Raw genomic sequence first — 20,531 nt, forward strand, 5'->3', positions numbered from 1 at the left:
GTTAATCGGCAACGGGATTTTCGGTTTTACGCTTGATCCGCGACCAGAGCAGGTTGAGCAGCGGCAGCACGATGATCAGGATCGTGATGCAGTGGATCGCGATGGCCGTGCTGGATCCGAGAAGATAACCGAAGTCTCCTCCTGAAATCATCAAGGCGCGGCGCAGGTGCTCCTCGAGCATCGGCCCCAGAACGAACCCGATGAGCAGCGGTGCGGGGGAATAGTCGTAAAATCGCAGGATCGCCCCGATAACCCCCATCAACAACACGGCCCAGACGTCGAAGGTGGAATTTGCCACGCCGAAGACGCCAGTGCAGATCAGTGCAATGATCACGGGAAACAGGAACCGTCTCGGCACGGCAACCAGTCGTGCCCAGACACCGATCAGCGGTACGTTCAAAACCAGCAGCAACACGTTGCCGATCCAGAAACTAGCGACCAGGCCCCAGAACAGGTCCGGGTGATCGACCACCAGCTGTGGTCCGGGTGCGATGCCGTGGATCATCAAGGCGCCCAGGATGATCGCCATCGTCGGCGTTCCGGGAATACCGAGCGTCATGGTCGGAATGAAGGCCGTCTGGGCGGCAGCGTTGTTGGCTGCCTCAGGTGCGGCAATCCCGTTGATCCGTCCAGTGCCGAATTCTTCCTTCTTGCCCCCCACGGACCGTTCCAGCGAATAGGCCAGGAAAGAGGAAATCGTGGGCCCTGCACCGGGCAAGGGCCCCAGGATGCCACCAACAGAGGCTCCGCGAAGGATCGAGAACTTGATGCTCTTGAGTTTGCCGAAAGCGAGAAACATGGAGCGGGCGGAAATGGCGATCGGTTTCCTGTCACCCTGGTCATCCCTCAGCTTGTTGATGACCTCCGGGATGCCGAACAGCCCCATGGCAACGGCGACGATCGACAGCCCGTCGAGAAGGTTTGCATAGCCCATGTCGAACCGGGCAACGCCGCTGTTGAGATCAAGGCCGATGCTGCCCAGCAGCATGCCGATGAAGACCATCGCAACACCCTTGAGCGCCGAGCCGCCAACCGCAACCGATCCGGCAACGAGCCCCAGCAGCAAGGTCGCGAAATACTCCGCCGGTCCGAAGGAGAGCGAGAACTTCACGATCAACGGCGACAGGAAGACCATGGCCAGAATGCCGAAAGTGCCGCCACTCAGCGAGGAGATCTGCGCTGTCAGCAGGGCAAGACCAGCCTCGCCCCTTTTCGCCATCGGGTAACCGTCCAGCGTTGTGATCGCATTGGAAGCCGTGCCCGGTAGATTGAGAAGGATCGATGCGATGGAGCCACCATATTCGGCCCCGTAATAGACACCGGCCAGCATGATGACCGCGGTCGTCGGCTCCAGATAGAAGGTGACCGGCAGCAGGATCGAGATCGCCGCGATCGCGCCGATACCTGGAAGAACACCGACGATATTGCCCAGCAGAACACCTGCGAAACAATAAAAGAGATTTACCGGATGCAGTGCGACCGTAAACCCTGAGAGGAAATCCATCATGATCAGAACCCGGGGAAAAGCCTGAGAGGCATGCCGAGGCCCAGAACGAATGTGAGCCACAGGAAGGCAGAAACGCCGATGGAGAGCAGCACCGTTTCCAGCCATTTCATGCGCGGAATGACGAGCGCCAGCACCGAAATCGCACACAAGGTGGTGAGTGCGATGCCGAGCCGTTCGATCAGCAGAGCGTAGAGTGCGATGGAGGCAACGACCCCGCAGAGGCCGAGCCAGGGGAATTGCCTTGGAAGGGTGACGTCACGAACGACGTTGACGACCGCGATCAGCAATCCGAAGACAATCGTCAAGGCACTCAAGACGACCGGGAACATTCCCGGCCCCATGTTGCGCGGCACGCCCATGTCGAGATCGCGGGAAGCGTAGAGGAAAATTGCACCTACGAGCGCGACCAGCAGCCCGTCCTGAGCCTTGAAGAGAGCCTTCATCCCATCCTCCAGAAAACCGTCAGCTGGCTTTCAAGTGTTTGTGCAGGTTGTTCATCTTGTAACTGTAAGCACTCGGGATCTCTTGCATTTCCATTGCGTATGCAAGCCGGGCACGGTCAGCGAGAGGCTTCAGATGCGACGAAGTCCGATCAAAGATCAAGTCTGCCGCCTCCTGTTTGGTTTGCGCATCCCTGCCTTCACCGATACGAAGGGACAAGTGGATGAACCCATTGTCCGGGTTCATGTCACCGACCAGGCAATCGTCAATGCGGGTGATGCGGATGCGGATACCCGCGATCGGGAAGATACCGGCTTCCGTCATGGCGGCGTGGACACAGCGACCGAAAGTTTCGACCTCGGTCTGATCTGCAATATTACCGGAATATTCGATCCAGGCGTGCGGCATGGTTCCATCCTTGAAAGGGCGAGCCGAAGCTCGCCCGGTAGGTTCAATTGTTGCGAAATGGAAGTTCAGGGAAAGGTTACTTCGGCTCGATGCCGGCGTCCTTGATTTCCTGGCCCCACAGGTCGACCTCGGAGGCGATGAATTCTGTCGTCGCCGCAGAATCCAGGCCACGCCGGGACGGCGTTACACCGATGCTTTCGAGTTTCGCCTGCACGTCCGGATTGGCAATGGTCTTGTTGAAGGCATCGCTCAGAACGTCCAGACGCTCCTGGGGGACACCGGCCGGAGCAACGACACTGTACCACCCAACCACGTTGAAACCGTCGAAGCCGAGTTCGTCTGCCGTTGGCGTGTCGGGCAGTGCGGCGTAACGGTCCGTGCTCGTGACGAGGATCGGCTTCAGGGCACCGCTCTCAACATGCGGCAGGACTGAAACAGGACTGCTGATCATCGCATTCACACGGCCGGCCAGGATATCGGAAATTGCATCTCCGGAACCTGAATAGGGAATATTGGTGAAGCTGAGATCCGCCTGCCGGGCCAGCAAACGCGCTGCCAGAAGCGCCGCGCTGCCTCCGTTTGCCATGGTCAGGTTTTCCGTGGCGGCCGCGGCAAAGCCTTCATAGTCGGAGATTTCGGAATCCCCCGGCACCGTGACCACATAGGGCGACTCGGAGATCACCGCGATCCCCGAGAAGTCTTCTTTCGAGTTGTAGGTCGCCGACTTGAAAAGCGACGGGTTCAGCGCAAGCGTCGCCTGGATACCGAACAGAATGGTATACCCGTCAGCCTCTGCCTGTTTCGCCAGAAGCGTGCCGACCGTACCGGACGCACCCGGACGATTTTCGACGACAACAGGCTGCCCCAGATACTCCTTCATGTTGTCGGCAACAATCCGGGCCGTAGTGTCTGTCCCCCCTCCAGGCGAATACGGCACAATCAGGCGGACCGGTTTCTCCGGAAACGCGTCCTGCGCGATAACCGGAGCCGCCACTGTGAGCGCCAAGGCGCCCGCTGCGATTGACAACAAAGTTCTCTTGGTGAGCATTCTTTCCTCCCTTTGCTCAATTACTTCCGACTTTGGAACAACTCGTCGATCTTCCTTTCGTAGTCGTGGTAGTTCAGGAAGTCGTAGAGTTCCTCGCGCTTCTGCATGATATCCAGCACACCGGTCGCCGATCCGACCTCACGAATATGCTTGTAAACCTTCAGGGCTGCCGCGTTCATTGCGCGATTCGCAGACAAGGGGTAGAGCGCCGCTGAAACACCGACGCTGCGCAGCTCGTCCAGAGTGAAGTTCGGCGTCTTGGAAAACTCGGTAATGTTGGCAAGAACCGGATACGGCGTGTCGAGTGCATCGACGAAAGCCTTGTACTGCGACAACTCCGTGCAGGCTTCTGCGAAGATCATGTCGGCGCCAGCCTCGACGTAGGCACAGGCCCGGTCGATCGCACCGTTCAGGCCCTCGATGGCCAGCGCATCCGTGCGGGCAACAATGAAGAACTGATCGTCGGTCTTTGCATCCACGGCCGCCTTGACGCGGTCAACCATCTCCTGCTTGGAAACGATCTCCTTGCCCGGACGGTGACCGCACCGCTTGAGCTGGACCTGATCTTCCATGTGCATGGCACCGGCGCCGTCCTTGATCAGGCCGCGCACAAGGCGCGCGATGGTGAAGGCACCGCCGAAGCCGGTATCGACATCAACCAGGACCGGCAGACTGCTTGCATCCGTAACGCGGCGGAGATCCGTCAGCACGTCGCTCAGGTTCGTGATGCCGAGATCGGGAAGCCCGTAGGATGCGTTCGCGACGCCTGCACCGGCAAGATAAAGAGCCTTGTAGCCCACGCGCTCTGCCATCATCGCCGTGTAGGCGTTGATCGACCCCATGACCTGAAGCGGATTTTCTTCCTTCAAGGCCTGCCGGAACCGTGCGCCTGCCGAAAGTGTCGTCATTATGAACCTCTCATTTTTGACTGATCATAATATGATCATTTTTTGAAGTCTTTATTTGATAAAGATCATATTATGGCTTTTTTCAAAGTCAATACGTTATTTCCCGATGATTTCGAGCCGCCTCAGCCGCAGAAAACAGCCAAAAACAAAGGCCCGCCGCGCTTTCGCGCAACGGGCCTACCTGTTCATAATATGGACACACCCGGCCGTAACCGGGAAATGATCAGGGAAACGCCTGCCTCAACTCCGCAAGACCGCGGGCAAAGACACCGACATCAGCCCCAACGGCCAGAAACTCGACACCCATGAGCGCATAACGATGAGCAAGTTCACGATTGGACGTCAGGATACCGGCAGGCTTTCCCGCGGCCCTGATCCGCGAAAGGGCCTCAACCACGACCGCTTGCACAGGAGCCGCTTCGGGCTTGCCGACATAGCCCATGTCCGCGGCCAGATCCGCTGGCCCGACAAAGACGCCATCGACACCTTCAACCGCCAGTATCTCGTCCAGCGCATCGATGCCCTTGCAGCTTTCGACCTGCACAAGCAGACACAGCTGCTTGTTTGCCGTGTGCAGATAGTCGGTTATGCGACCATAGTCCGATGCCCTTGCCAGGGCCGCGCCGACACCGCGCGCCCCCTCCGGCGGATAACGGACCGAACCCACGGCTTCCTGCGCCTCCGCTGCCGTTTCGATCATCGGCACCAGAATTGTCTGCGCCCCTATATCCAGCATCTGCTTGATCAGGGCACGGTCATTCTCACGGACGCGAACCACCGGATGGCTGCTGCCGGAGACAACCCGCAGCTGCGCCATGATTTCGGCAAGCCCGTTCGGCCCGTGTTCGGCATCGATGACGAGCCAGTCGAACCCGGCTCCTGCGCAAATTTCCGCGGCGCCGGGATGTGCCAGCGCCATCCATAGGCCAATCTGGGTCTCCGGCTTTGCAAGCCGCGCCTTGAAGAGGTTTTTCGCTAAGGTCATGACGATCACGCAAATCTGGTGGAGACGGCGCCGAACGGTCCGAAGTCGGCCCGGATCGCCGTGCCGGGTGGACATTCGATGGGGCCGATAAACGATCCCGTCAGGACGATCTGGCCGGGTTCGATGCGGTGGCCGTAGCTGGCCATCCGCCGGGCAAGCCAGACGAGCCCCATAACGGGGTCGTTCAAGACAGCCGCACCAAGACCGGTGGCCGTGACCTCACCATCCTGTTCGACGATAGCCCCAACCCAGCGAAGATCCACGTCGCCGGGGTCATGCCGTTGGGCTCCCAGAACCACGCCCGCATTGGCGGCATTGTCCGCCACGGTGTCGAAGATGCGCCTGCGCGTTCCCGTCTCCGGATCAGCACGCAAGATGCGGGTGTCCAGGATTTCAAGCGCGGGGCTGACATAATCCGTCGCCGCGATCACATCTTCACGGGAGACGTTGCCATCGATTGGTGCCTTCATCACAAACGCTATCTCGGCTTCCACGCGCGGTTCGATAAATCGGCCGCGTGGCACCTGCCCGCCATCCGGGAACAGCATGTCGTCATAAAGCACGCCCGAATCCGGCGTATCGATACCGAGTGCGTTCTGCATGACCTTGGATGTCAGGCCGATTTTCCACCCCAGGATGCGCCGCCCGGCTGCCAGTTTGGTCGCAAGTTGCGCCCCCTGTATGGCATAGGCATCATCCAGCGAGATGTCCGGGTAACGCACGCTGAGAAGGCCAGTCTGTTGCCGGGTCGCTTCCGCTTTCAGAAGTTCGGCCGCCACGTCCTGCACCTGCGCGGCACTCAGCATTTTTCGTCCTCAATGCCGTTGCGCAGGATACCGATGCCTTCGGCTTCGACTTCCACAATATCACCCGGCTTCAACCAGCAAGGGGGCTCCATCCTTGCGCCGGCACCTGTCGGAGTGCCACAGACCAGAATGTCGCCAGGCATCAGCTGTGCAAATGTCGAGACGTAATTGACGATATAGGGGAAGTCGAAAATCATTCTCGACGTCCGGTCCTGCTGGCGAACCTCACCGTTGACGCGGGTTACAAGGGCGACATCCTGCAATTGGGCCGGGGAATGCAGCGGGACGAGAGCCGGGCCGATGCTGCCGGTCCTTTCCCAGTTCTTGCCTTGCGTCACGTTGAATTTCGCATGGCGCGTCCAGTCGCGGATCGTTCCCTCGTTGCAAAGGGTAATCGCGGCAATATGGTCGAATGCCGTCTCGCGCGGAATGCGACGGCCGGCTTTTCCGATGACGATCGCAATCTCGCCTTCATAGTCCAGCTGATCGCTTTCCGGTGGCCGGATCAGTGGCTGGCCATGACCAGTAAACCCGCTCGCAAACCGCGGAAAAAGAGACGGCCGCATCTGTTGTGCCTGGCCGTCCTTGTACTCTGCGTTCCTGTCCGGGTAGTTCACCCCGACGCAGATGATCTTCTGCGGAGCGGCGATCGGAATCTGGAAGGCGACATCTGCCGCGCGATAGCTCACCGGACGCCCCTCGCCGGCCTTGACCAGTTCCGGCAGGGCGCCGGCGGCAACAACGTCCAGAAGATTGCTGAACCGGGCTTCCAGATTGTCGGTCACGTCGACCAGATCATCGCCTGTCAGGACGCCATAACGCAGGGCGCCTTCTGCCCGAAACGCTGCAATGGCTGGCTCATATGCCGTCATGTCAATTTCCTTCATCGATTCCGCCAACACACAGGTATTTGGCTTCCAGGTATTCATCCAGGCCGAGGCGGGATCCCTCCCGTCCCAGGCCGGATTGCTTGATGCCGCCGAACGGTGCTTCGGCAGTGGAGATCAGGCCCGTGTTTATGCCGACCATGCCGTACTCGAGACGCTCGCCGACCCGCCAACTGCGCGCGAGGTCGCGTGTAAAGAAGTAGGCTGCGAGCCCGTATTCGCTGTCGTTGGCAAGCGCGATCACTTCTTCTTCCGTGTCGAAACGGAAGACTGGCGCCACAGGCCCGAAGGTCTCTTCACGTGCGATGCGCATCTCATGGTGCACACCCGTCAGAACGGTCGGCTGAAAAAAGGTGCCACCAAGGGAATGATGCGTTCCACCCAGTTCAATCCTGGCACCATTGGCAATGGCATCCGAGATATGCGCCTGGACCTTGTCTATGGCTGAAACGTCAATCAGCGGACCAAGGTCCGTCTCATCAGCCTGCCCATCGCCGACCTTCATGGTCCGCATCCGCTTCACCAGGGCGGCAACGAATGCGTCGTGAACACCCGACTGCACATAGATGCGATTGGCGCAAACGCAGGTCTGGCCGCTGTTGCGGAATTTGGCCACCACAGCCCCTTCGACGGCGGCTTCCACATCGGCATCATCGAAGACGATGAAAGGCGCATTGCCGCCGAGTTCCAGCGAGATCTTCTTGACGGTGTCGGCGCACTGCCGCATCAGCAACTTGCCGACGTCCGTTGAGCCGGTAAAGGACAGCTTTCGCACGACGGGACTGGAGGTCATCGCCGCGCCAATCCTGCGCGCGTCCCCCGTGATCACCGTGAAGAGACCAGGCGGAACACCTGCACGCTCGGCGAGTGTCGCCAGCGCAAGGGCTGAAAAAGGCGTTTGCTCGGCAGGTTTGACGATGATTGCGCACCCGGCAGCCAATGCCGGTGCAACCTTTCTTGTTATCATCGCATTCGGAAAGTTCCAGGGGGTGATCGCCGCAACCACACCAACAGGCTGCCTGATCACCAGGAGGCGCTTGTCCCGGGACGTCGCAGGTATCGTCTCGCCGTATATGCGGCGCGCTTCCTCGGCATACCATTCGACATAGGAGGCACCATAGAGGACTTCCCCTTTCGCCTCTTTCAAAGGCTTGCCCTGTTCCAGGGTGATGATGCTCGCCAGATCGTCAGCGTTCTCGACAATCAACGCAAACCAGCGCTGAAGCACCTCGGCCCGTGCCTTCGCAGGCTGTGCGGCCCAATCGGCCTGTGCCTTTCTGGCATGTCTGATGGCCAACTCTGTCTCGGCGCACCCAAGGTTGGGAACATTGCCGAGGCAAGCGCTGGTCGCCGGGTTCGTGACGGTAAGGCCCTCAACACCCGCTTCATAGATGCCTTCACCAATACGGACGCTTTCGCAGAGAAGGCTCCTGTCTTTTAACACTGATGCATCTCCCCCTACTCAGACACCTAATTAAAAAAGTTCATATTGTGGATATATATTCAACAAATCTAATAATCACAATCACATTATGAACTAATTTGTTCGAGGGACGCTTGACTACAGTGTTGTTGGGAGGCCTTGTCGCCAAGAGCAGAAGCTGCGGCTGCCCAACCGCGGCTCGAACCCGCGCTTGAAAGAAGCACGACGAGCCAGCAACCATCAGCTTGCCGGGTCGGTCACTTTCGTAAGTATCTGAAAAGACGAATGAATAAGTACCACTAGCCGGCACTGAACGTTTACGCGGCTGTACGGTCTGGCAACAAAGGCGAAAGAACCGAAAGAACATCAACGGTCTGGCTCAGCGACCACATTCTGAACCCGTCGATCGGGCACGCTAAATGGAAGGAGCCAACAGTGAAATGCGGGCTCAAGCAAACCAGGCTCGCGATCAGGGCACCTCGATCGTCCAAACTGAAGCTAACAGCCGCTGTCACGAGTGTCGCCCCAAGGGAACGATGTGCCCTGGTTGTTGGTCTTTTGGGGTGACTGTTCTTCACCCCAGGGCCGGATGACGGCGCACTTGAGGCTGCTGAGCAAAAATCGCCCGGCCAGCAGAAGTCAGGCGCTCTCTAATGGTCGGTTTCTATCCGAAGGACGCTGTTTCGGCATTTCAGGCTGACCGGAAGAACTGTTTCCCTTGGAACCTTGCCGTCACAGCCGTCAATCATCTGAACCAGCAGCCGGGCAGCGGTGGCCCCTGCATCAAACTGTTCTATGCGCACTGTTGTGAGGCCAGGCGGAATGAGATCCAGGAACGGCATGTCGTTGAAGCCGGTGATGGAAATCTTGTCGGGACACGGATGCCCGTTTCTGGCGCAATAATCCATGGCCCCGAGGGCCAGCCTGTCATTGGCGCACAGAATTGCGGTTGTCTCCGGTGACTGGCTCAATATCTCTTTCGCACAACGGCGGCCTTCCTCCTCCTCGAAACGGGAGGCTTCCTCGATGACAAGTGCATCGGCTGAAAGTCCGTAGTCCCGGGCAACCGAGCAGAACGCTTCACGGCGCAGCAGCCCGGTCGACAGGTCCCGAGGCCCGGCAAGATGCGCAATTCGCCGGTGACCATGATCATGAAGATGATCAAAGATCATTCGTATCCCGGCTTCCTCGTCGTTGATCACATATGGGATCTCGGCTTCTTCGACCTTGCGGTTCAGCGTGACAACCGGAAGACCCTGGCGCGCCGCTTCCACGATATTGGGATCGCTGCGCAACACAGCCGTATGGATTATGCCATCCACGCCGCGCTCCTGAAGCGTCTCGGTCAATCGGCGCTCCCGGTCACTGTCACCATCGGTGTTGACGATGATGGAAGCATAACCCAGCGGCTCCATCACACTTTCGATGCCGCGAACGATCGGCGGGAAAATCATGTTGGTGATATCCGGGATCATCACCCCGACCGTCATCGACTTCTGCTTGCGCAAACTGAAGGCAATCCGGTTGGGCCGATACCCCAGCCTGTCGGCCGCTTGACGGATCTTCACGACAATTTCTTCGGTCAGCGAACTGCGCTTTTGCGGATCAAGCGCACGGGAAACCGTGGAAACATGAACACCTGTTTCCCGGGCTATATCCTTCAGTGTCGGCCGTCGGCTCATCTTTGCGTCCTCCCACCCTCCATATAGCCGGATGGAGCCCTCTTCGCAATCGATTGCATAAAACTGTTGACACCTCGTTTGTGATCGTGTTACCGATTATGCAATCGATTGCAGAGATTTGGATTTCGCGTTCTGCGACTTGCCTGTAATGGGCACCGCACTGGTACGTGTGGTTCCATCATTGTGGCGAGGACCGACCCGAAGCGGGTTGGACGAGCGAAAAATCTGTGCTTCGATTTGGGACAGTCAGCCTTGGGAGAGGCGTCGGCCCAACGCTCTGAAACACGACACGTGTTTCGGGTGCTATCGATGATTTGGGAGGGAGTCAGACTTTTCCTGTCCGGCACATCCGGATCAGAGCGTGACGATTTTCGTCGCGCATATTATTGCGAATATCTGTGCAATCGATTGCACGATTAAGTTCGATTGCTGAAATGCATGAGGTGATGTGAATGCCGCCCCGATCTCGAGCGTGAGCAAGGGGCACGACGAATGGCTACGGTATGGTGCAAGGGCTTGGGAGGGCTCCACCGCAGATCTACCGAAAAGGATCTGATCTCATCTTCAGGGAGGAAAAAGATGAAACGCATTAATTGGACGGTGGCAGCTCTTGTGTCTGCCAGCATGCTTGCATCTGGCTATACCGGCATGGCTCAGGCGGCTGATCCGCTCAAGATCGGCGCCAGCCTGCCCTTGACCGGTGGTTTTTCGATTGCCGGACAAAAACACCAGCAAGGCTATGAACTGTGTGTCGATCTCATTAACGAGCGCGGCGGCATCATGGGTCGCCAGGTAGAGCTGCTTGTTTCCGATAACAGATCCGACCCGGCAACCGCCATCAACCAGTACGAACGCTTCATCAATGTCGACGGCGTGGAGGCGGTGTACGGAACCTTTTCCTCGCGTCTGTCCTTCCCTGTCGCCAGCATTCTGGCAAAGAACAACATGGTTCACCCGTTGCCGGCCGGTGGCGCCCTGCGCATCTATACGCAGGGTCACAAGAACATCTTCTATTTCCAGCCGAATGCCGCCGAATATGTCGGCGCTTCCCTCGCAGGCATCATCAAGGACCTGATCCCCGAGGGTGAAACACCCAAGACTGCGGCGGTGATATCCGCGGACGACTTCTTCGCAAACGGTGTCTGGTCCGGTCTGATGGGCGAGAAGGTCATGGACCCGGCGGACGGTTCACTGGTGCGCGACCTCGCACCGGGATACCTTGCTGAAAACAACATCGAAGTCGTCTTTTCCGAGCGTTGGCCGGAAGAAGGTTTCAGCGACTGGCTCAACCTTGCCAATCAGGTGAAACGCTCCGGAGCGGAACTGATCATCGGATTGACAGCTTCCGCGGAAGAGGCGGTCCAGCTGACACGCGCACTCAAGACAGTCCGGGCGGAGCCGAAACTCGTCTATTTCAGCCAGGGAACACAGGCTGAATACCTGGAAGGCACCGGCTCAAGTGCAGAAGGCGTTCTGGTTCATACCTCCTGGCACAAGGATGCACCGTTTCAGTCGACACTGGCCGGCGAACCGTTTTCCAACAGTGACTTCGTCGCCTCCTATCAGGAAAAATTCGGGGCGGTTCCCGATGAAGACGCTGCCATTCCCTTCGCTGTATGCCAGGGCATCGAGCAGGCAATTCTCGGTGCCGGTTCAACCGACAATGAAGCCATGGGCAAATGGTTGTCGGAACGCACCAGGGACGAGCCGGTTCGCACGATCCTCGGTCGGTTCAACTGGGATGAACTGGGGCTGCCTGCAGACAAGCCATTCCTGATGACCCAGTGGAACGATGGCGAACTGCAGTTTGTCTATCCGACGGACGAGTTTGAAGGCGTCAGCGCCCTCACCTACCCGAAGGGTTCGTTCTGACGGATCGAACCGGTCCCGGGCGCGTGGCGCCCGGGAAGCTCTCCTGACATTCCAAGCGCAAAGCGAGTTCCCATGCTCGAAATAGATAACCTGTCCAAGCATTTTGGCGGGATCCGCGCAGTCGACGGCTGTTCGTTCACCGTTCCCAAAGGCAGCATCACGGCCCTGATCGGCCCGAATGGCGCGGGCAAGACCACCGCCTTCAACTGCATAAGCCGGACAACCGAACCCTCGGCCGGCAAGGTTCTTCTTGAGGGCCAACGCATCGAACATCTGCGGCCGCACAAGATCACCCGCATGGGCCTGAGCCGCACGTTCCAGATCAGCCGAAACCTGGCGGACATGACGGTTCTGGAAAACGTCATCTGCCAATCCAGGATCGGCGGCTGGCGGGATCTTTTCAAACCCGCCCTTGGTGCGGAAGAAGTCGAAAAGGCGATGGAAATCCTCGACTTCCTCGGCATTACGCGGATCGCCTACGAGGACGGCTCCAACCTGTCCTACGGCCAGAAGAAACTGATGGATCTGGCAGCGCTCCTGATGAGCGATCCCAAGATCATTCTGCTCGATGAACCTGCTGGCGGGGTTAATCCGACGCTGCTTGAGGAAATCATCGGCCACATACAAAAGCTGAACGAACAGGGCCTGACGGTGCTCATCGTGGAGCACAACATGGACCTCATCATGCGCCTGTCCCACAAGATCGTGGTGATGGCCCAGGGCAAGGTCATTGCTGATGGCAAGCCCGAGGAAGTCCGCGAAAATCCTGCTGTTCTCGACGCCTATCTTGGTGGCGTCCTGGAGGAGGCTGCGTGATGAGCGAACTTCTCCACGTTTCCAATGTGACTGCCGGTTACGGCGACGGCCCGGCAATTCTGGACGGAGCCGAGCTTCGTGTCGAACCCGGCAAGGTTCACTGCATCATCGGTCCGAACGGCGCCGGCAAGTCCACCTTGCTGAAGGCCATCTGCGGCATGCTCAAGGTGCGCAACGGCGACGTTCTCTACAAGGGCGAAAGCCTGAAGGGCCTTCGCCCGGACCAGGTGCTTCGAAAGGGGATTTGTTTCGTTCCCCAGGAGCGCGCGCTGTTCCCGAAAATGACCGTGCGGGAAAACATGCGCATGGGCGGCTTTTCCATGAGCGACAAATCCGGTCTGGAAAAACGCATCGACGAGATCGAGGAGCTCTTCCCGATCCTGAAGGAACGCCGCGACCAGCACGCAGGCACGATGTCTGGAGGTCAGCAACAGACCCTGGCCATGGCCCGCACCATGATCCTGAAGCCGGACATTGTCATGCTGGATGAACCGTCGCTCGGACTGGCGCCAAAGATCGTCCAGGAAATGTTTTCAATCATGAAGATGATGGCCGCAGAAGGCATCACGATCCTTCTTGTTGAGCAGAACGCCTTGATGGGATTGAAGAATTCCGACCAAGGCGTCGTTCTGGACCTGGGACGCACCCTGTTTTCCGGTCCTGCGGACGACGTCCTGCGAGACCCGCGGATACAGGACCTTTATCTCGGCGGCAAGAAGGCAGCCTGAGGAGGGCAACCATGGCTGATATTATTCAAACTCTCATTCTGGGCCTTGCACTTGGTGGTGTGTTCGCCCTCATGGGATCCGGGCTCAGTCTCGTATTCGGTGTCATGCGCATCGTAAACCTGGCGCATCCGGTGCTGATCATCGCCGGCGCTTACGTCGCCTACTGGGGTTTCCGGCTGTATGGCATCGACCCCTTGATGATGTTGCCCGTGGCGATCGTCATTCTGGCCGCCATAGGTGTGGTGCTTTACAAGCTGGTTTTCGAACGGGAAGCACGCTCGGCCAAATATTCGGAAATGACGGTCCTGCTCACCTTCGCAATCGCGATGGTTGTCGAAGGGGCACTGGGAGGGTTCTTCTCGAACACCCAGCGTGTGACGTCTCCGGACTACGCGACCGATGCGATCTTTATCGGTGATGTCTTCATTCCGACCGGCCAGCTTTATGCAGGCATTCTGTCGCTGATCATCATTTCCGTGCTGGCGCTTTTCCTGAAGTATTCCAGTTTCGGCTACGCCATCCGCGCAACCACCCAGAACCGCGAAGCGGCTGAACTGCTGGGGGTGAATGTCAACCGCGTTGCCCTCGTCAGCTTCGCAATCGGCATTGGTCTCGCCGGGGCTGCTGGCTGCCTTGTCTCCTTCGTCTTCTCGTTCTTTCCGGCAAAACACTGGGAGTGGATCGCGGTCCTCATGTCCCTGGTGGTTCTCGGCGGCATGGGCTCGCTGCTCGGCACGGTCGTCGCATCCTTCCTGTTGAGCGTGATTGCCGCCTTCGTCGGCACCTATGTCGGAGCGACATGGTCGACCATGACCTTCTTTCTCGCCCTGTTTCTCATCCTTCTCGTTCGGCCCCAGGGGCTGTTCGGTGAAAAACCGGAGCTTGCATAATGTCCCTTGCTTTCAACGAGACGTCCAACGTTCTGCAGGCCCGGGCCGAGCACAACGAAAAGCTCGCACGGCGCGCCGACAGGACACGCGCCACCTGGTTTCCGATCGTCCTTCTGGCCCTCTTGCTGGCGGTTCCGGCACTGCAATTTGTCGGCAACTTCAACTATGTGATCCACCTCATCCTGTTCACGGCCTGCTATGCGGTCATGGCATCGGGCTGGAACATTCTTGGCGGTTTCACCGGTTACATCTCGCTGGGACACAACGTCTTCTTCTGCATTGGCGGCTACTTTGCCGGAATGCTGCTGGCACGCTTCGGCATCTCGACGCTTTTGACGGCACCTCTGGCAGGCCTCGTTTGCGCTGCTGTAGGCTATCTGATCGGTCGCATCACACTCAAAACGCGCGGGCCGAGCTTCATCATTTCCTCGCTGGCGCTGGTGATGATTGCCCGCATCCTGTTTGACAACTGGCACTTTGTCGGTGGTGCCAATGGCGTCGCCTTGCCTGCCAACGACCTCAGTGTGGAATGGGCCAAGCTGCCGTATTACTACGCCTTCGTCGTTCTGGCGGCGCTGACCGTCTTCATCAGCTACAAGATCAAGCATTCGAAATTCGGCCTCGGGCTGCGCGCCATTTCGAAGGACGAGATCAAGGCCGAGAGCGCAGGGATCGATACCCGCACCTACAAGACGCTCGCCTTCGCCATCTCGGCAGCCTTTGTCGGCATGGCAGGCGCTATCTGGGGTGAATATCTCACCTACATCCGTCCGAACATCTTCCTGATCATTCTTGTCAGCGTGAACATGGTTCTGATGTGCATTCTCGGCGGCAAAGGCACGATCGCGGGCCCGGTCATCGGCGCCGTCCTGATTGTCGCCTTCAACGAAATCTTCGTCGCAACTCTTGGCTCTTCGGAATTCAACATCCTGGCAACCGGCCTGATCATGGCGATGGCGCTGATGTTCTTTCCGCTCGGCATCGTTGGAACCCTGGCAGCGAAACACCGCCTGCCCCGCTTCCTGAACTGGGACTGAGAGAAAGGGCTCAACCGATGGGTTTCGTACTTTACAACGCGCCTCAATCCACCTGCTCGCAGCGTGTGCGCTTCTCCCTTCACGCAAAGGGACAGGCATTTGAAGAAAGAAAGCTGGACCTCTTCAGTGGCGACCAGCTCAAGCCGGATTATCTGGCGATCAACCCCAATGGCGTGGTTCCGACCCTCGTGCATGACGGGGTCCCCGTGACCGATAGCGCCGTCATCATGGAGTATCTGGAAGACATATTGCCGGACACCTCCCCGATGCGGCCGTCTGTTCCTCATGACAGTGCAAGGATGCGGGCGATGTTGCGCTTCATCGATGAAGTGCCGACACCGGCGATCCGCGTGCCATCCTATAATCTTGCCTTCCTGCCGCATTTTCAGGCCATGAGCGCAGAAGAATTTCAGGCGCTTTGCGACAGCAAGCCCTTGCGCCGCGAGTTTCTCATGAAAATGGGCCGCACCGGTTTTCCGAAGGCTGACATGGACGAGGCGCTGGGACGCCTGGACAGGGGCGTGGACCGGATGAACCAGTGGCTTTTGGAAGGAGGTGGCCCCTGGATCATGGGACAGACCCTCACCTATGCCGATATCGCCATCATGCCGGTCATTGTGCGTATGGACGACATCAACCTGAGTGATGCCTGGGCAGACAAGCCCATGGTCGCGGCATGGCTGGATAACATTCGCAAGGAGCCCGCCTTCAGGGCCACCTATTACCACGGCTCCTTGCTCACCGAAAAATACCCGCACCTGAAAGCAGCCAGGGTCGACCAGGCCTTACATGCGACAGCGGCGTCCGCCTGAGGGAACGTCATGGACAGCTACGTTACGACTACAAGACTGATCAGCAAGCAAGAGGATGTCACCCCTGCCGTCCTGGCGGCCATGGAGGCGACATCGGATCCGCGTTTCAAGGAAATCATCACCTCTCTCGTCCGGCACCTGCATGCCTTCCTGCGGGAGGTTCGTCCGACCGAAGCCGAATATGAAAAAGGCCTGCAGATCCTCAATGCCATAGGCCAGCAGACCGACAACGCCCACAACGAGGCGGTTCTCATCTGCGACGTTCTCGGCGCCTCGACACTCATCGATCTCATCAACAATGACGGCATGCAGGGCGAGACGATGTCAGCCTTGCTTGGCCCCTTCTATCGGGGATCTGCACCTGTCTGCGAGTTTGGCGACACCATCGCACGGTCGACCACATCGGGAGACCCGCTGGTTCTGAAGGGCCGTGTACTGGACGTGAATGGTGAACCCATTGCCGGGGCAACGCTTGATGTTTGGCAGGCATCCCCGGATGGACTTTACGAGAACCAGGACAAGGACCAGGCCGACTTCAATCTGCGTGGCAAATTTGTTTCGGACGAAAACGGCAACTATCTCATCCGCACGGTGAAACCGGCCGGGTACCCGGTCCCCGTTCACACCACCACGGGAGACCTGTTGAGGGCACAGAAGCGGACACCCATGCGTCCGGCGCATGTCCATTTCATAGTGTCCGCCCCTGAACACAAGACACTCATCACCCAGATTTTCGCCGATACGGACGAAGCGATGGTGAACGACGTTGTGTTCGGTGCGAAGGAACAGATCGCGGGTGATCTGGAACTCCGGGAAACACCTTCAGCCGAATATCCCGACGTTGCCGCCCCCTTCTACACCTGCACCTACGACTTCATCCTGAAGCCAGGCGAACCCCGTTTCCCCGAACCGCCGATCAAGGGGAAAGTGTCTTGAGCCAGTCATTGAAAGGGAAAGTCGCCGTTGTCATCGGCGGCTCCGGCGGAATAGGAGCAGCATCTGCCAAACTGTTCGCAGAGGCGGGCGCGCGTGTCGTCGTCGGATATCGCTCCAGCGAAGACAAGGCGCAGGCAGTCGTCACGGCACTCGAAGGCGACGGCCATCTTGCGCTGAAAGTCGATGTCATCGACACGCCAAGCATTGAGGCCTTCAAGGAGGAAATCGCGAACAGACTTGGGCGGGTCGACATTCTCGTGAATTCGGCGGGTACCACGACGCCGGTCGCTCACAAGGATCTGGATGGACTGACGGACACCATCATCGATGAGGTTTTCGCCTCCAATTTCCGGGGGGTGTTCGCGTCCATTCGCGCCTTCGCCTCCCTGCTCAAGGCGAGCGGCGATGGTGTCGTCATTAACGTGTCCTCGATCGCGGCCTTCAAGGGCTTCGGTTCTTCCATCGCCTACTGCGGCGCAAAGGCGGCACTCGATTCGATGACCCATACGCTTGGCCTGGCACTTGGACCGGAAGTCCGGATCCTCTCAGTGTCTCCAGGAATGGTTGCGACGGATTTTGTTCCAGGCAGAACACGGGAACAGGTCGAAAAGGCGGGTGCAGCGACCCCATTGCAAAAGGTTGTCGAAGCCGAGGATGTCGGCAAGGCGATCTTTGCGTCCGTTGCCTACCTCACCCACTCCACGGGCACGCGCATCGTGGTCGATGCCGGGCGAGGGCTTTGAACCATGGTGCACAAAACCATCATTACCTGCGCCGTGACTGGAAACCTGACCACCCGCGACCAGCACCCTGACCTGCCGGCAACGCCTCAGGAGATCGCCGATGCGTGCCTTGAGGCTGCCGAAGCCGGCGCCGCAATTGCCCACATTCACGTGCGGGATCCGGAGACGGCCAAGCCATCGATGGAGATCGGCCTTTATGAAGACGTTGTCAGGCTGATCAGGCAGAAGAACACTGATCTGATCCTCAATCTGACGACCGGTCCAGGCGGCCGTTTCGTCCCCTCCGATGACGATCCTTCGGTCGCCGGCCCGGGAACGACGATCCTGCCTCCTGAAAAACGGGTGGAACATATCGCAAGGATCCGTCCGGACATCTGCACACTGGATTTCAACACCATGAACTCGGGTGCGCAGGTTGTGATCAACACACCTCGGAATGTGCGCGTGATGGCTGAAGTCATCCGCGACAGCGGTGTGAAACCGGAACTGGAACTGTTCGACACCGGCGACATCGTCATGGCCAACGATTTTCTGAAGGCCGGACATATCGAAGGTCCCGCCATGTGTTCGCTTGTAACGGGCGTGAAATACGGCCTGCCTTCAACTCCGGATGCCATGTCCATGGCTTCCCGAATGTTGCAGCCGGGCACGGTGTGGACCGGCTTCGGTGTCGGCCGATGGGCTTTTCCGATGCTGGTGCAAGCCTGGCTGCTGGGTGGCCACGTGCGCATTGGCATGGAGGACACCGTCTATATCGGCAAGGGAAAACGGACAAAGGGCAATGGCGAACTGACCGCCAGAGCCCGTGACTTCATTGAGAAACTGGGAGGCGAAATCGCCACTGCAGGCGAAGCCAGGCAAATGCTTGGCCTCCAGCAGTAAGCGCGCCGCAACAAAGTGAAAAGGACGGGGACAAGAACCATGAACGTTCAAAGCAAGACAGTCACCGGCAAGGCCCTTTGGGTGACGGAGAAGTCGCCGGATCTGGACAATCTTCTGATCGACGTGATCGAACCGGCAATACCACAGCACGGGCCGGGTCAGGTCCTGGTTGAAATCAGGGCAGCTGGTGTAAATCCTTCAGACGTGAAGGCGTCTCTCGGCCATATGCCGCATGCGGTTTGGCCAAGAGTTCCCGGTCGTGATTTTGCAGGCGTTGTTGTTGATGGACCGGCGCATCTGATCGGCAAGGAAATCTGGGGAGGAGGCGGAGAACTCGGCATCACTCAAAACGGTTCTCACGCCAAGTATATGGCCTTGCCACAGGCCGCCGTCCGCGAAAAACCGGTCAACTTCAGCATGGAAGAAGCCGGCTCGATCGGTGTTCCCTTCATAACCGCCTTTGAAGGTCTGCGGGAAGCTGGCGGCGTCCAGCCATGGGACAATGTCCTGGTTTGTGGGGCCAACGGCAAGGTCGGACAGGCTGCAATCCAGCTTGCGACAATGGCAGGTGCAACAGTTTTCGGTGTCGAATACAAGCCCATGGAATTTCTCGGCCATAGTGCGCAACCCATCGAAATGTTCGACAGCTCTTCTCAGGACGTCGCTGAACTGGTTCGCGAGAAGACCGGGGGGCGGGGCGCTGATATCGTCTTCAACACCGTCGGAAGCCCCTATTTCGAAATGGCCAACAAGGCGCTTGCAAAACAGGGGCGTCAGGTCTTCATCTCCACGTTCGACAGGGCGGTAGACTTCGACATCTTCACGTTTTTCCGCGGGCGTCACAAGTTCATCGGTATCGATACATTGGCGCTCGACAGTGTGTACGGCGCGAAGATCTTCGACGTGCTAAAGCCGAAGTTCGAGGCCGGTGTTCTGAAGCCTTTCCCGATCAATCCGGAAGCCGTCTACGGATTTGACGACGCCGCCAAGGCCTACGCTTCAGTTCTGCGTGCAACGCCTGAGCGGGTTATCCTCAAGCCTTAGAAGGAAACGCACATGCAGGTAACCCGCATTGACAGCGCGCAGCAATATGAGGCGCCGGAACACTATGCGATGGCGTGCCTTCGTCTTCAGGGAAAGGAGGCAACGTCAACGCACTCTATGTGGGTAGGCCTGTCCCATCTTCTTCCTGGCGGCCACACGTCTCTCAAGGCGTCCCCACAAGAGAAGATCTATGTGGTCATTTCCGGCCAGGTTACCATCAGCAATGGAAATGAAGTGGTGACCCTTGGACCACTGGATTCCTGCGTTCTATCTCCAAATGAACCAAGAGCTCTCGAAAACAGGACAAACCAACCGGCCACCATTCTTCTGGCGATGGAGGAAACAGCCCAACGCCTCTAGAAGGCCTTTGGGTTAACCGGTCGTGGCTCTTGTTTCGGTGACCTGTCAGGTTGGTGTCTGTGTGAACAGGCTTCTGTTTGGGCCTGTCACCGGCTTTGAGAGTATTCTGCCCCGCTGCGTCGTTCTTCCGCCCTGCCCCCGCCGTGATCCAACAAAAAAGGCCGCCCTTTTGGGCGGCCTTTTTTTTATTTGGTTGCGGGAGCAGGATTTGAACCTGCGACCTTCAGGTTATGAGCCTGACGAGCTACCGGGCTGCTCCATCCCGCGTTGTTTTTTTGTTTGTCCTTGGCGCGCTGGGCGTTTGGTCAAAGTGGGT

At 58.3% G+C, this 20,531-nt stretch carries 21 protein-coding genes and 1 tRNA gene; 11 read left to right on the forward strand and 11 right to left on the reverse strand.

What is annotated here, in order from left to right; genetic code table 11:
• Position 1: 1 nt before the first annotated feature.
• From ACVDG9_RS22615 to ACVDG9_RS22660, 10 genes are all read right to left on the reverse strand, one after another.
• Positions 2-1,507: a tripartite tricarboxylate transporter permease gene (locus tag ACVDG9_RS22615; RefSeq protein ID WP_145903903.1), complete on the reverse strand. Its 1,506-nt coding sequence runs from the start codon at positions 1,505-1,507 to the stop codon at positions 2-4.
• 2 nt (positions 1,508-1,509) lie between these two features.
• Positions 1,510-1,950 (reverse strand): tripartite tricarboxylate transporter TctB family protein, encoded by a 441-nt coding sequence (locus tag ACVDG9_RS22620; protein WP_075284051.1) that lies wholly within the window; start codon positions 1,948-1,950, stop codon positions 1,510-1,512.
• Positions 1,951-1,969: 19 nt separating this feature from the next.
• Entirely contained in the window at positions 1,970-2,356 is a 387-nt protein-coding gene (locus tag ACVDG9_RS22625; protein WP_447239021.1) for a 5-carboxymethyl-2-hydroxymuconate isomerase, read from the reverse strand.
• Positions 2,357-2,432: 76 nt separating this feature from the next.
• The gene (locus ACVDG9_RS22630) at positions 2,433-3,404 is read right to left on the reverse strand and encodes a Bug family tripartite tricarboxylate transporter substrate binding protein (protein ID WP_023003742.1); all 972 of its coding nucleotides are present in this window, start codon (positions 3,402-3,404) and stop codon (positions 2,433-2,435) included.
• Between the two features lie 20 nt (positions 3,405-3,424).
• Positions 3,425-4,312 (reverse strand): methylisocitrate lyase, encoded by an 888-nt coding sequence (gene prpB / locus ACVDG9_RS22635; RefSeq protein WP_023003744.1) that lies wholly within the window; start codon positions 4,310-4,312, stop codon positions 3,425-3,427.
• 223 nt (positions 4,313-4,535) lie between these two features.
• A complete protein-coding gene (locus tag ACVDG9_RS22640) occupies positions 4,536-5,297 on the reverse strand; it encodes an aldolase/citrate lyase family protein (RefSeq protein ID WP_447239022.1) in 762 nt (253 codons plus the stop codon).
• 5 nt (positions 5,298-5,302) lie between these two features.
• The gene (gene hpaH, locus ACVDG9_RS22645) at positions 5,303-6,103 is read right to left on the reverse strand and encodes a 2-oxo-hept-4-ene-1,7-dioate hydratase (protein ID WP_296598398.1); all 801 of its coding nucleotides are present in this window, start codon (positions 6,101-6,103) and stop codon (positions 5,303-5,305) included.
• On the reverse strand, positions 6,097-6,975 hold the full coding sequence (locus tag ACVDG9_RS22650) for a fumarylacetoacetate hydrolase family protein (protein ID WP_077293353.1): 879 nt from the start codon (positions 6,973-6,975) through the stop codon (positions 6,097-6,099). The genes hpaH and ACVDG9_RS22650 overlap by 7 nt, the downstream gene beginning before the upstream one ends.
• 1 nt (position 6,976) lies before the next feature.
• Complete coding sequence (locus tag ACVDG9_RS22655) at positions 6,977-8,434, reverse strand: NAD-dependent succinate-semialdehyde dehydrogenase (protein ID WP_447239023.1); 1,458 nt, start codon at positions 8,432-8,434, stop codon at positions 6,977-6,979.
• A 629-nt stretch (positions 8,435-9,063) separates the two neighbouring features.
• On the reverse strand, positions 9,064-10,095 hold the full coding sequence (locus ACVDG9_RS22660; RefSeq protein ID WP_447239024.1) for a LacI family DNA-binding transcriptional regulator: 1,032 nt from the start codon (positions 10,093-10,095) through the stop codon (positions 9,064-9,066).
• Between the two features lie 579 nt (positions 10,096-10,674).
• On the opposite strand from ACVDG9_RS22660, the gene ACVDG9_RS22665 reads away from it, so the two are divergent.
• From ACVDG9_RS22665 to ACVDG9_RS22715, 11 genes are all read left to right on the forward strand, one after another.
• Positions 10,675-11,967 carry an amino acid ABC transporter substrate-binding protein gene (locus ACVDG9_RS22665; RefSeq protein ID WP_023003759.1) on the forward strand — a complete coding sequence of 431 codons (1,293 nt, stop codon included), beginning with the start codon at positions 10,675-10,677 and terminating at the stop codon, positions 11,965-11,967.
• 72 nt (positions 11,968-12,039) lie between these two features.
• On the forward strand, positions 12,040-12,783 hold the full coding sequence (locus ACVDG9_RS22670) for an ABC transporter ATP-binding protein (protein WP_023003760.1): 744 nt from the start codon (positions 12,040-12,042) through the stop codon (positions 12,781-12,783).
• Complete coding sequence (locus ACVDG9_RS22675) at positions 12,783-13,511, forward strand: ABC transporter ATP-binding protein (protein WP_055661121.1); 729 nt, start codon at positions 12,783-12,785, stop codon at positions 13,509-13,511. Before ACVDG9_RS22670 ends, ACVDG9_RS22675 begins: the two co-directional genes overlap by 1 nt.
• A gap of 11 nt (positions 13,512-13,522) precedes the next feature.
• On the forward strand, positions 13,523-14,401 hold the full coding sequence (locus tag ACVDG9_RS22680) for a branched-chain amino acid ABC transporter permease (protein WP_023003762.1): 879 nt from the start codon (positions 13,523-13,525) through the stop codon (positions 14,399-14,401).
• The gene (locus tag ACVDG9_RS22685; protein ID WP_447239026.1) at positions 14,401-15,438 is read left to right on the forward strand and encodes a branched-chain amino acid ABC transporter permease; all 1,038 of its coding nucleotides are present in this window, start codon (positions 14,401-14,403) and stop codon (positions 15,436-15,438) included. The genes ACVDG9_RS22680 and ACVDG9_RS22685 overlap by 1 nt, the downstream gene beginning before the upstream one ends.
• Before the next feature lie 17 nt (positions 15,439-15,455).
• Entirely contained in the window at positions 15,456-16,250 is a 795-nt protein-coding gene (locus ACVDG9_RS22690; RefSeq protein ID WP_447239027.1) for a glutathione S-transferase family protein, read from the forward strand.
• Positions 16,251-16,259: 9 nt separating this feature from the next.
• Entirely contained in the window at positions 16,260-17,186 is a 927-nt protein-coding gene (locus ACVDG9_RS22695; RefSeq protein ID WP_447239028.1) for a dioxygenase family protein, read from the forward strand.
• Positions 17,183-17,929, forward strand: a complete 747-nt coding sequence (locus tag ACVDG9_RS22700) for an SDR family NAD(P)-dependent oxidoreductase (RefSeq protein WP_370200047.1) — start codon at positions 17,183-17,185, stop codon at positions 17,927-17,929. The genes ACVDG9_RS22695 and ACVDG9_RS22700 overlap by 4 nt, the downstream gene beginning before the upstream one ends.
• Before the next feature lie 3 nt (positions 17,930-17,932).
• Positions 17,933-18,811 (forward strand): beta-keto acid cleavage family enzyme, encoded by an 879-nt coding sequence (locus tag ACVDG9_RS22705; RefSeq protein WP_055661116.1) that lies wholly within the window; start codon positions 17,933-17,935, stop codon positions 18,809-18,811.
• A 39-nt stretch (positions 18,812-18,850) separates the two neighbouring features.
• Positions 18,851-19,855 carry a quinone oxidoreductase family protein gene (locus ACVDG9_RS22710; RefSeq protein WP_447239029.1) on the forward strand — a complete coding sequence of 335 codons (1,005 nt, stop codon included), beginning with the start codon at positions 18,851-18,853 and terminating at the stop codon, positions 19,853-19,855.
• A 12-nt stretch (positions 19,856-19,867) separates the two neighbouring features.
• Entirely contained in the window at positions 19,868-20,215 is a 348-nt protein-coding gene (locus tag ACVDG9_RS22715) for a cupin domain-containing protein (RefSeq protein WP_447239031.1), read from the forward strand.
• Positions 20,216-20,405: 190 nt separating this feature from the next.
• Here ACVDG9_RS22715 and ACVDG9_RS22720 read toward each other — a convergent pair.
• Positions 20,406-20,482 (reverse strand) — tRNA-Met (locus tag ACVDG9_RS22720).
• Between the last annotated feature and the right edge of the window lie 49 nt (positions 20,483-20,531).

The sequence above is a fragment of the Roseibium sp. RP-7 genome (assembly GCF_053005225.1).